10 protein-coding genes are annotated in these 11635 nt (G+C 54.9%); 4 read left to right on the top strand and 6 right to left on the bottom strand.

Annotated elements, in window-relative coordinates:
- Positions 1 to 64 precede the first annotated feature (64 nt).
- Genes qoxA through qoxD form a run of 4 tightly spaced genes read left to right on the top strand, consistent with a single transcriptional unit; the run spans position 65 to position 3963 of the window.
- The gene (gene qoxA / locus MKX51_RS03320) at positions 65 to 1081 is read left to right on the top strand and encodes a cytochrome aa3 quinol oxidase subunit II (protein WP_340943917.1); all 1017 of its coding nucleotides are present in this window, start codon (positions 65 to 67) and stop codon (positions 1079 to 1081) included.
- A 44-nt stretch (positions 1082 to 1125) separates the two neighbouring features.
- Entirely contained in the window at positions 1126 to 3075 is a 1950-nt protein-coding gene (gene qoxB / locus MKX51_RS03315; RefSeq protein WP_340943919.1) for a cytochrome aa3 quinol oxidase subunit I, read from the top strand.
- Positions 3072 to 3668 (top strand): cytochrome aa3 quinol oxidase subunit III, encoded by a 597-nt coding sequence (gene qoxC / locus MKX51_RS03310; RefSeq protein WP_036693560.1) that lies wholly within the window; start codon positions 3072 to 3074, stop codon positions 3666 to 3668. Before qoxB ends, qoxC begins: the two co-directional genes overlap by 4 nt.
- A 1-nt stretch (position 3669) precedes the next feature.
- Positions 3670 to 3963, top strand: coding sequence for a cytochrome aa3 quinol oxidase subunit IV (gene qoxD, locus MKX51_RS03305; protein ID WP_036731442.1), 294 nt, complete (start codon positions 3670 to 3672; stop codon positions 3961 to 3963).
- Between the two features lie 97 nt (positions 3964 to 4060).
- Here the strand turns inward: qoxD and MKX51_RS03300 are convergent, their stop codons facing one another.
- The 6 genes from MKX51_RS03300 to MKX51_RS03275 all read right to left on the bottom strand — a co-directional run bounded on the left by MKX51_RS03300 (position 4061) and on the right by MKX51_RS03275 (position 11332).
- Entirely contained in the window at positions 4061 to 5194 is a 1134-nt protein-coding gene (locus tag MKX51_RS03300; RefSeq protein ID WP_340991196.1) for a TolB family protein, read from the bottom strand.
- Between the two features lie 121 nt (positions 5195 to 5315).
- Positions 5316 to 7025 (bottom strand): methyl-accepting chemotaxis protein, encoded by a 1710-nt coding sequence (locus MKX51_RS03295; RefSeq protein WP_340991195.1) that lies wholly within the window; start codon positions 7023 to 7025, stop codon positions 5316 to 5318.
- A 149-nt stretch (positions 7026 to 7174) separates the two neighbouring features.
- A complete protein-coding gene (locus MKX51_RS03290; RefSeq protein ID WP_340943926.1) occupies positions 7175 to 7861 on the bottom strand; it encodes an ECF transporter S component in 687 nt (228 codons plus the stop codon).
- On the bottom strand, positions 7834 to 9606 hold the full coding sequence (locus MKX51_RS03285; RefSeq protein WP_340991194.1) for an ABC transporter ATP-binding protein: 1773 nt from the start codon (positions 9604 to 9606) through the stop codon (positions 7834 to 7836). Before MKX51_RS03285 ends, MKX51_RS03290 begins: the two co-directional genes overlap by 28 nt.
- Positions 9522 to 10466 (bottom strand): energy-coupling factor transporter transmembrane component T, encoded by a 945-nt coding sequence (locus MKX51_RS03280; protein WP_340991193.1) that lies wholly within the window; start codon positions 10464 to 10466, stop codon positions 9522 to 9524. Before MKX51_RS03280 ends, MKX51_RS03285 begins: the two co-directional genes overlap by 85 nt.
- Positions 10463 to 11332, bottom strand: a complete 870-nt coding sequence (locus MKX51_RS03275) for a DUF4430 domain-containing protein (protein WP_340991192.1) — start codon at positions 11330 to 11332, stop codon at positions 10463 to 10465. Before MKX51_RS03275 ends, MKX51_RS03280 begins: the two co-directional genes overlap by 4 nt.
- Positions 11333 to 11635: the final 303 nt, after the last annotated feature.

The raw sequence follows: 11635 nt of genomic DNA, 5'->3' as shown, positions 1-11635 counted from the left end.
CAGATCAATGTACTCCCGTTAATGAACGGCGAATGAAAAGTAGTATTGAAGGAAGGAGTTCTATATGAAAAAAAAGGGACCGTTATACGCTTTGTTTCTAAGCCTGATCCTTCTCCTGCCGGGATGCAGCTCAATCGCTGTTCTGAACCCGAAGGGGCCGTCTGCAAGGACGTTATCTGACACCATTGTGCTCTCTATTCTTGTTATGCTCGGGGTTCTGGCTGTTGTCTACATTCTGTATATCTTTGTACTGGTAAAATATCGTGCGAAGAAGAGTAATGAGGGCTACATTCCTAAACATGAAGAAGGCAATGTGGTACTTGAGGCCATCTGGATCATTATCCCGATCATTATCGTAGCCTTCTTGTCCGTTGTTACCGTCAAGACGACTAACGAAGTGGAGAATGTGGCTGCGGACTATCAAGATCAGACTCCGCTGGTCATCTATGCTTCCTCTTCCAACTGGAAATGGCATTTCAGCTACCCTGAGGAAGGGATCGAGACGGTGAACTACGTGAATATGCCGGTGCATCGTGCGGTAGAATTCAGAATGTACTCGTTCGGCACCATTACCAGTCTCTGGATTCCACAGCTTGCCGGTCAAAAGTACGCCATGAGCGACATGCTGACAACGCTTCATCTCTCCGCTGATACGGAAGGCTCTTATATCGGAAAGAATGCTAACTTCAGCGGTAAAGGCTTCGCCCACATGGAATTCGAAGCGCTTGTACTTAGTAACAAGGGTTACGAGGACTGGGTGAAGGAAGTGAAGGAAACCGCACCTAAGCTGACTGAGGAAGAATTCAAAGGCCTGCTGGCCACGGATTACCTCGGACGCAAAACGTATTCCTCCACCCATCTGGAGTTCAGCCCTCCTCCGGGAAATCACGGAGATCATATGAGCGGCGGCGGCAAAGAGATGGATATGGACAACGGCAATCCGGAGCATCAGGATAACAAGGAAATTCATCCGTCTCCCGAGCCGTCCAGCGGAACGGAATTCGACAGCAAGCCTGATCCGGAAGTCGATCAGCCGCTGCCAAGCTCCCCTGTGGATGAAAGCACACATGAAGGACACTAGCTCTCTGAAGAGCTTAATGCAACACACTGAAAGGAGCTACCCTAATGGATTTGGACAAATTTAAGGTTCACGGCGAACCCTTGATATACGGGGCCATGATCAGTATTGCACTGGCAACCATCGGGATTCTCGTAGGGCTTACCTATTTCAAGAAATGGGGCTATCTGTGGCGCGAATGGCTGACCACGGTTGACCACAAAAAAATCGGGATCATGTACATCCTCGCGGCGCTGCTGATGCTGTTCCGCGGCGGTGTAGATGCGATGATGATGCGTCTGCAGACGGCTGCGCCGGAAATGAAATTCCTCGATGCGCAGCATTACAATGAGGTCTTCACCACCCATGGTCTGATCATGATTCTCTTCATGGCCATGCCTTTTATCATCGGTCTGATGAACGTAATCATTCCGCTGCAGATCGGCGCACGGGACGTTGCCTTCCCGCGGCTGAACGCCGTCAGCTTCTGGCTCTTCTTCATGGGCGCCATGCTGCTGAACATTTCCTTCGTCATCGGCGGCTCGCCGGATGCGGGCTGGTCAGCCTACTTCCCGCTGGCGAGTCTTGAATTCAGCCCGACCGTAGGGAACAACTACTACTCTCTGGCCCTGCAAATATCCGGTATTGGTACGCTGATCACCGGGGTTAACTTTATCGTAACGATTCTCAAAATGCGCGCACCAGGCATGACGCTGATGAAGATGCCGATGTTCACCTGGTCCGTACTCATCACCAACGTTATCATTGTCTTCGCCTTCCCGGTTCTTACCGTAGCGCTGGCGATGATGATGTTCGACCGCCTCTTCGGCTCCCAGTTCTTCACGATGGCCAACGGCGGGATGGATATGCTCTGGGCCAACCTGTTCTGGGTCTGGGGACATCCGGAGGTCTATATCGTTATACTGCCGGCCTTCGGGATATACAGTGAGATTATCGCCACCTTCTCGAAGAAGAACCTGTACGGCTATACCTCCATGGTATTCAGTATGCTGATCATCTCGCTCCTGTCCTTCCTTGTATGGGCGCACCATTTCTATACGATGGGTCAAGGGGCCATGGTCAACAGCTTCTTCTCTATTACAACGATGGCCATAGCGGTCCCAACCGGGGTCAAAATATTCAACTGGCTATTCACCCTGCGAAAGGGCAGGATTACCTTCACGACACCGATGCTCTATACGCTCGCCTTTATCCCGATCTTTACGATCGGCGGGGTAACGGGCGTCATGCTGGCAATGGCCAGCGCCGATTACCAGTATCACAATACGATGTTCCTGGTGGCGCATTTCCACTACGTGCTGATTCCGGGTGCCGTATTTGCCGTCATCGCCGGGTTCCACTATTGGTTCCCTAAAGTGTTCGGCTTCCGCCTGAACGAACGGCTGGGCAAGCATGCCTTCTGGTGGATCATCATTTCCTTTAACGTAACCTTCTTCCCGCTGTTCTTCCTGGGTCTCATGGGAATGACGCGGCGTATGTATACGTACTCTGAGGAATCAGGCTTCGGTCCGCTCAATATGCTGAGCTTCGTCGGGGCTGTCGGGCTCGCCATCGGCTTCGTGATCCTGGTCTACAATATCTACTGGAGTACACGCTACATGCCGAGAGATACGACCAACGACCCTTGGGATGGCCGGACGCTCGAATGGGCGACACACAGCCCGATCCCGCTCTACAACTTTGCGGTTGTGCCTAAGGTTGAGACGCGCGATGCTCTATGGTCTGCGAAGCATGAGAATATTCCATTGTATACAGACACTAAATACACCAAGATTCATATGCCAAGCAATACCGGCAAACCGTTCATATTGGGTGTAGTCTTCTTCTTCCTAGGCTTCTTCCTGGTCTTCAGCATGTGGATTCCGGCGATCGTCTCAGGGATTGGAATTCTGGTCGTACTGGCCTTCATGTCCTTCGATAAGGACCAGGGCTACTACATTCCTGTAGAAGAGATTGCAGCTACAGAAAAGAAACTGATGCGGGGTGAGACTGTATGAAAATAGATGCGTCCAAGCCGCTCGAATATTCAACGGAAGAGAACAGTAACAAGATCTTCGGCTTCTGGGTCTTTCTCGGAGCCGAGATCCCTCTCTTCGCTACGCTGTTCACTGTATATTTCGTAATGGTTAACCGCTATGCCAGCGGACCGAGCGGCAGCGAGCTGTTCGAGATCGGCCCGGTGCTGATGGAGACCTTCCTCCTGCTGTCGAGCTCCTTCACCATCGGTCTGGCTGTCCATGCCATGCGGCATGGCTACAAGAAAGCCATGATGGTCTTCATGGCGATTACGCTGGTGATGGGTCTGGCTTTTGTCGGTATCGAAATCGACGAGTTCTTCACTTATGTACATGAAGGAGCTACCCTACAGACCAGCGGCTTCCTCTCCAGTCTGTTCATACTGCTGGGAACGCATGGTCTTCACGTCAGCTTCGGTCTGCTGTGGGGAATTGGCATTATGATTCAGCTGTGGAAGCGCGGCATTACGCCCGCTACCGCCAACAAAACGTTCATCTTCTCCTTGTTCTGGCACTTCTTAGACGTGGTCTGGATCTTTATCTTCAGCTTCGTCTACCTGAAAGGACTGATGTGACATGATGAAGCAACTATTCCCAATTAAGCATGTGATGGGTTATGTAGCCTCTCTGGTCCTCTCTGCCGCTGCACTGATTGTAATTTACGGAGACCTGTCCTCCAGTGCCAATATGGTGGTGCTGCTGGTTACAGCGCTGATCCAGGCCTCCTTGCAGCTGTTTGTGTTCATGCACATCGGAGAATCGGCCGATTCCAAAAAAGAACTGTATATCAACATCGCATACGCCATGTTCGTGGCTCTGGTCACCATCTTCGGCACCCTGTTCATCTTCGTATGGGGCTGGTATGCTTAGTATGTAAGAAGCAAAGGAGCGTTATGCTCCTTCTAGCAATCTATAAAAAAAGCGGTCCGTATCCGGTAGATTTACCGGTACGGACCGCTTTTTTTGATTAATACTTCAACTGAACTATACTGCTGCTGCTCCCGCTGTCATCCCGCTCCGTATACGCAAGCTGCTTGCCCGAGGGGCTCCATGAGGTGGTCATCGTTCCATTGCTCTCCGCAATCTGGACGGACTTGTCAGAAGTCAGATCGTAGACATATAAGGCATGATTCGTTGTACCATTCTCCTCAAGAGCTACACTATAGGCAATCAGCCGCTGATCCGGGGACCAGGAGACGGCCCCAAGCTCGGTGCCTTCCACCAGGGTCCGCGGATTCTTACCGTCTGTGCCGCTGAGCAGCAGCGACTGGGTCGTCTCCTTATATTGCAGGATCAGCATTTGTTCTTCGTCAGGTGAAGGGATTACGCTGCTGGTACCGGGAATATTCAAGTCAGCCTTCGCCTTAGTATTCAGGTCCAAGCTATGCAGGGAGTCCTTCGAATTACTGGTGTAATAGATCTTATCCTTGATTTGTCTTACAACAATCAGACCTTCCCCGCCTAGTCCCTCCACCGGGGCGATCTTCATTGAGGTAGCCGTCGCTGTGTAAGCACCGCCGCTGTATGCAGGACCCACTACTGTATCCTTATCCGCCCAATCGGCCCCCATTGCTCCGGCAATGGTATCGCCCTTAATGGTGAACGTCTTCTTGGACCCCAGGTCCATTACATTGTAGACTGGATCACCCAGGGAGAATTCACTATAGAGCAGAAACAACTGATCGGCGGACAGCTTGGCATCCCCCAGCATCATGTTCGCCTTCTCTGTAATCAATTCGTATTCGCCGGTATCCAGATGGAAGAAATACAGGCTCTGCGGATAGGAACCCTTCAGCTCTCCCGAGCTGATCGGCCCCAGCTTATCGTTCTGCTTGGACACGACAACGGTTCTATCGTCCTTCCAGTCGGAAATTGCTATTTTCTCATACTGTTTACTTTCCCCTACCGTTACCCCAGCAGCTTCAGCAGGTGCCGGTGTAACCTTTGGCCCTTCCGTAGGCTGGGCAGAAGCTTCTACAGGAGCCGCTGTTGGCTGTGGACTGGGGCTAACCGCCGGAGCACTGGCCTGATTCGAGCTACATGCTGCAAGTGTCATTAACAAGGCTGGAACTATCACCAGCTTCCATGTTCGGGTGTTCATTATAGAGACCGCCTCCTTGGGGTTAATACTAATACGTTCAAAAGCCCGGCTCCGCCGAAGATGCCCGGGAATCTCCAGGGTTCCTCGGCCGAATCGGGCCGGGCTGATGTCTATTATACCGTTACAGCCGGAACCGGGCCAGATGCTTCTGCAGGTCCTCGGCCAGGGTAGCCAGATACTGCGCAGAGGAGGACATCTCTCCCATCGCAGTCAGCTGCTCCAGGCTTGCTTCGCTGGTGCCCTGAACGTCTGCGGCGCCTTTGCGCGAGATTTCATTCACCGTCGACATGGATTTGGCCACTTCCTCCGATTCCTGCGCGACATGGCCGATGACCTCTGTAATCTGCTCTGTCTGCTCACTGGCAGCCTGAATGGAGGTCTGGATCGCCGTAAAGGCTTCGGATACCACCTCACTCTGCGCTACACCGTGAGAGACAATCCCGGAGCCCTGCTCCATCGATTCTACGGCACTTGCGGTCTGCTGACGGATATGGTTAATGATCTCTGTAATCTGCAGCGAGCTTGTTCCGGTAGCTTCCGCCAGCTTGCGGATCTCACCGGCAACTACAGCGAAGCCACGGCCATGCTCGCCCGCCCGGGCGGCTTCGATGGAAGCATTCAGGGACAACAGATTGGTCTGGGTCGCAATCTCATTAATGGTTGTAATAATGGTGTTAATCTCTTCGGACAGGCTGCCCAGGTTGCCGACAATCTGGCGGCTCGCCGAGACACTGGAGTCAATCTCCCGCATCTGGGCCAGAATCTGCTCTACTGCGTCTACACCGCGTTCCGTGGAGGAGGCAGCCTGCTCCATCAGGCGGGTCATTTCTTGTCCGCTATACCGGGCTTCGGCAATCTCATAGGACATCGTCCGCACAGACTGCGTAGTCAGGGTAATGCTCTCCGCCTGCACATCGAATCCGGCTGCGATCTCGCCTGAGGTCTCAGCAATCATCTGTGAGGCGTGCGCGGTCTGGTCGGCACTGGCGCTCATCTGCTGGGAGGAGGCCGAGAGAATCTCGGCGCTCTCCGAGACGCCGCGCATCATATTTTTCAACCCGTCCAGCATGGTATTGAACGATGTATTAATCTGGCCGATCTCATCCTTGGACCGGTAAGCGGCAGAGGCCGTCAGATCCCCTTCTTCCGCACGCTTCATCAGCCCCTGCAATTCCTTCAGCGGTCTCGTAATCAATCTGGTGATGATCACACTCAGGACAATACTGAGCAGCAAGGCTAGCGCAATCAGAATGCTGCTTAACGCAACAGAGCTCTTGGCACTGTCAGCCGTCCGTGTATTATGGGCAGACGCATCCTGAATGAATAACGTCGCTGTCTCTTCAAGCAGCCGGACCATTTTGTCACGCAGCTCATTAAAGGTCCGGCCCGTGTACACCTGATATCCTTCATCGTTAAGGTCGTTATCGGCCAGATGGATAATATTATCACGCTGTGAGCGGTAATCCGGCAGCAGCAGGGTATATTCGTTCACATAAGCTGCAATCTTGTCATTGTTGAATTCAATCTTCCTCAGTTCGGCCATCAGCTCATTATTCGTCTGGATATTCTCCTGAATTCTCGCCTTCAGCTCCTGCTTCTTCGCGTCATCCGTGGTAATCAGATCCTCCAGCAGAAAAGACTCAATCGCCCGGTTATTCCCGCGGATCTCCGTTACGAAATAAATCGGCTGCAGATTCTGCCTGTATGTCTCTTCAGACCTCTCAGCCATTCTGGTTGTCGTCAGGATACCCGTTGTTCCGATCCCGATCAGCAGCAGGATAACCACTGCGATCAGTACAATCATTTTATGCTTAATCTTCAGATGTCTCATTTCCTGTTATCCCGCCTTCTCGATATCTAGCTGTAACCTTAATTATCGGAGAATAACATCGAATTGTTGATGGCCCTGCTAAGAAATTTGTCGAATAAAGGAGAAAAATATCATTTTAACAGAGCGATATCCCTTAATTATAATTCCATTCACTCTTGAAGCAAGCCATATTTCTTGCGGAATCTCTGCAGCACCTTGGTCCAGCCTCCGGCCAGCACCGCTAAGAAGAATACATTCGACAAGGCATGGGCCAGATCGAAGTAAAAGCTTGCGGCAAACGTAACGGCAACCAGCCGCCAGCTTAAGGCATCCGGCAGACTGAGAAGGACCCAGATATTCATAATCCAGCCGAACAGGAACCCCCAGATGAAGCCAAAAACCAGCAGCCCGGCCCGCCGGCTCAACAGCCAGCTCCTGCGCAGCCACCCGGCTGTAAGTCCGGTCATACCCCAGGCAAACATCTGCCATGGCGTCCAGGGCCCCTGCCCGAAGTAAATATTAGAGACCAGGGCAGCGACTGCTCCGATGACGAAGCCCGCCTCTGCCCCGAAGACATAAGCGGAGAGGATGACAACGGCCGACACAGGCTTTACCCCCGGCAACGCAGCAAAAGGAATCCGGCTGACCGCTGCAATAGCGGACAACACAGCCAGCAGCACGAGTTCACGGGACTTGCGCGGCCGGCGCTCCAGACGGATGAACAGCGGCAGGAGAGCAGCCAGCAGCAGCACCACGCTAAGCAGCACATAATGCCGGTCAGTGAATGCTGCGGTAAGAGCAAGCCCGGCGGTGAAGAGTCCCAGGGCAATTAGCAGCGGAATGCGGAAGCGGGCCATGCGCGAATCACATCCTCTATGGTCAATGCCTGCGGCAGCCAGTCCCGCACTATCCGGTTGACTGCCGTGGTATAGAAGTAATTGCTGCTGAAGAACTCAGCCGGTGTGCCCTCTGCCGTAATTCCCCCGTCAAACAGGAGTGCGCAGCGCGAAGCATGCTTAGCCGCGAATTCTACATCATGCGTTACGATGAGAATGCTGATCCCCTGCCCGCGCAATTGCTGAAGCAGGGCGGCCAGCCTGTCTTTGGCGGCCGGATCAAGCCCCTTAGTCGGCTCATCCAGCAGCAGGATATCCGGTTTCATGAGCAGCATCATGGCAAGCGCGGTCTGCTGCTGCTGCCCGCCGCTGAGGTCATGCGGATGACTCTGCAGCACCTCCCGGAGCTGAAATACCGCCAGCAAAGCCTCAATCTCGCTTGCTGCTGCTTCAGGCGATAACCCGGCGTAGCTGCCCATATGCTGCAGCTCCTCGGCTACCGTATCATAGCTGAAATAGAGCAGCGGATTCTGCGTCAGCAGACCTGTAGTCATGCCCTTGGCCAGCTCTATCTTGCCGCGCTGCGGCTTCATCAGCCCGTTCAGCACATGCAGCAGAGTGGACTTGCCCGCACCGTTTCCGCCCATGACGGCCAGGAGCTCCCCCTGCTTAAGCGTCAGCGAGAGCTTCCTCAGGACCTCCCGGCCCTCCTTCTCATACCGGAAGGTCACTTCGCGGCAGGTTAGCAGAGTCTTGGCGAAGGCAGCTTGGAGTTCCTCTGACGGGGATTTCACGGATACTCCGGCGGGGGGTGGAGGTGTATCCCCCTCTGGAACAGATTGTATGCGGGAAACGAGGGGAGTCATCCCTGCCTCCCTATTCAAGTTATTAACCAGTTCAGCGCCAGCCTCCGTTCCTGTCATCAGAGAATGTATCCAGCGTCTGCCTTCACGCACGGTCAGCGGAATATTCTCCGGCGCAGCCGAATCCGCTCCCGGTGCGAGCGGCAAGTACAGGCGTGTGGCGGCTGGCAGGTAGCGCCCAGCCGAGGTCAAGGCTCCGCTGCCGGTCTGCCGGGCGAACAGGCGGGGGGCGGCATCGGCCAGCAGCTTGCCGTCTTCCAGCATCAGCACCCGATCGGCCAGCGGCAGCACCTCCTCCAGCCTGTGCTCGCTGATGATCACTGTGACCGCCATTTCCTCGTTCAGCCGCTGCAGCGCCATAATGAATTCCCGCGCAGCAACAGGATCAAGCTGGGAGGTTGGCTCATCCAGCAGCAGCACCTTCGGCTGAAGCAGCAGCACTGAGGCCAGGTTCATGAGCTGCTTTTGTCCGCCTGACAGCTCATGTACCGGACGGTAGAGCAGCGGCTCCAGCCCGAACAAGCCGCAGATCTCCGCCAGCCGGGTCCGCATGACAGCAGGCGGCAGCCCCAGGTTCTCCATGGAGAAGGCCAGCTCATGCCAGACCGTATCCATCACAATCTGTGCATCCGGGTTCTGGAAGACCATCCCGATCTCCCCGGCGGCTACCGCTGCCGGAAGCCCGGACAGAGGCTGCCCTTTGTAGGTCAAGGTTCCGCTGGATGAACCCACCGGGGCGAGCTCCCGCTTCAGATGGCGCAGCAGGGTGGTTTTGCCGCTGCCGGACGGGCCGCAGAGCACGACAAATTCACCCTCTTCTATGACGAACGATAGCTCATGGAGCGTGTCCCTGTGTTCTTCAGGGTATCGGAAGGATAATTGCTGTGCTTTGAGGATCTCCATAACCATTTCTCCTTTCCTTCCAGTCCCGCAGGAATCAGCACGAACAGGCAGAAGCTTCCGTACATGACGGCCTCCTGCCAGCCGAAGTCCGCTGGTCTCATCCGGGGATAGATCTCCAGCTTGCCGTAGCCCTGCACCCAGAACAGCAGCGTAACCACACCGCTAACGGTTAACAGCAGCATCACCAGCTTATCCTGTAAATCGGCCTTGTATATCGTGTAAGTGCTGCGTTTGGTGCTGCCGTAGCCGCGGGCTGTCATGGAATCTCCTGTCTGGAGTGCTTCCTCCAGCGACCAGGTCAGCAGCACTTTGAGCAGCGTCATTCCGTCCGTCATTCTTTTCTTAAGGCTTCCCGTACCGGTATCTATTCCGCGCAGACGCTGGATCAGTGTAATCTGGCGCAGCCGCCGCTGGAACAGCGGCACGAACCGGATCGCCATCAGCGTCAGCAGCGCCGTTCTAGGCGCAGCCGCCGCGAACAGATACATGAATTTATCTGTAGTCACCGTGTAATTATAGGATATAAACCAGATAAAAATAGTAAGCAGCATAGTCATCATCATCAGTCCGTACAGTACAGCTTCCAGTGTAATAGGCTGATCCAGCCAGTAGAACAGAATGCGCGCCCCCCGATGTGAGAACAGCGGGTTCAGCAAGGCCACGGAAGCTGCCATCAGCAGCATAAAAGGCAAGCTGCGCAACAGCTGACGCCCTTGTCCCTGCAACAGCAGCAGCGCCAGCAGTCCGGCTATCTCTGTAGCCAGAAATAACGGATGGAAGACCAGCAAAGCGAACAGCAGCAGCCCCGCATAATACAACAGGGCTACGACCGGATGCATGGAACGAAAGCCGCTGCTCATGGCGCTTTGGCCCCCAGGTCTTTGCCTAGATCAAGCGTATACAGCCACTCGATGGTATCCCCGGGCTCCACGATCCAGCTGCCCGCAGCCTTGGACGGAAATTCTCCATTGACCTTGTACATCCAGCCGCTCTCTGACCCGTGATCATTCTCGTACAAATTATCTATACCTTCCACGTAAGCAAATGTTGCGCGGCCCTGATATTCCATCTGGATCTTCTGCTCCCGCGTAATCCGCTTCAGTAGGTCCAGCACACTCTCGCCCTTCTTGATCTCATACTGGGCAGCGGCCAGAATCACGCCATGCTCCTCATCTCCGGTGATGGAGAGGGTGACCACATTGTCCGGCTTGGGCGTGGCGGCCGGAGAGCGCGTAGCGGCTGGCGGCTTAGCCGTGGCCGCTGGCGCGGGCTTGGGGGTCGGCGGCTTGGGGGTGGCCGCCGGCTTGGCGGGCTCGCTCGCGCCCGCCGAAGGCTGCGTCGCCGCTGCGGCTGGCGACGCCGGGGACGTGGCGGGCTCGCTTGCGCCCGCCGAAGGCTGCGTCGCCGCTGCGCCTGGCGACACCGGGGGCTTGGCGGGCTCGCTTGCGCCCGCCGAAGGCTGCGTCGCCGCTGCGGCTGGCGACGCCGGAGCTGCCGTACCTTCCGCAGGGGCGGAAGGTACGGCAGTGCCCTCAGCGGCTCCCGGCAGCGGAGCCGCTTCGTCTCCAGGCCGCGGCGTCTGCGCGGCCGGGGTACCGGCGGGCGGCTGCGTGACGCCGCCTGCCTGATCCGGCTGCGCAGAGGAGCAGCCGGGGAGCAGCAATACCATCAGCAGGAGAAGCAGCGGAGCCAGCCTTCCCCGGCCTCTTTTGACTAAATTGAACATTACCTGCACACCTCCACAAAAAGGGAAAAGAACGGGGGCAGTCAGCCTGTTCCCCGTTCCTTCATACACCTTATGCTTACTTTTCAACACATATCCAAACGAATTCCAAGCTACTCCGTCCGTCTAACGAACCAACGAGCCTTCAGCGCTTCGGCAACCCTATACGGCTCATCGGCTCATCGGCATGAGTGCGTTAGTTGGATTTTCTACTCTTAATAATCCAGATTACGCACCTGTAAAGAATTTAGTTGGATTTCCGGCATCTAATTCTGCCCATACCTCATCCTTCTGCAGCTTCAAGCC

The organism is Paenibacillus sp. FSL M7-0420, from assembly GCF_038002345.1.
GTDB lineage: Bacteria > Bacillota > Bacilli > Paenibacillales > Paenibacillaceae > Paenibacillus_AQ.
Note: the sequence above shows the minus strand (reverse complement) of the source record. Positions and strands in the feature narration are given on the sequence as shown.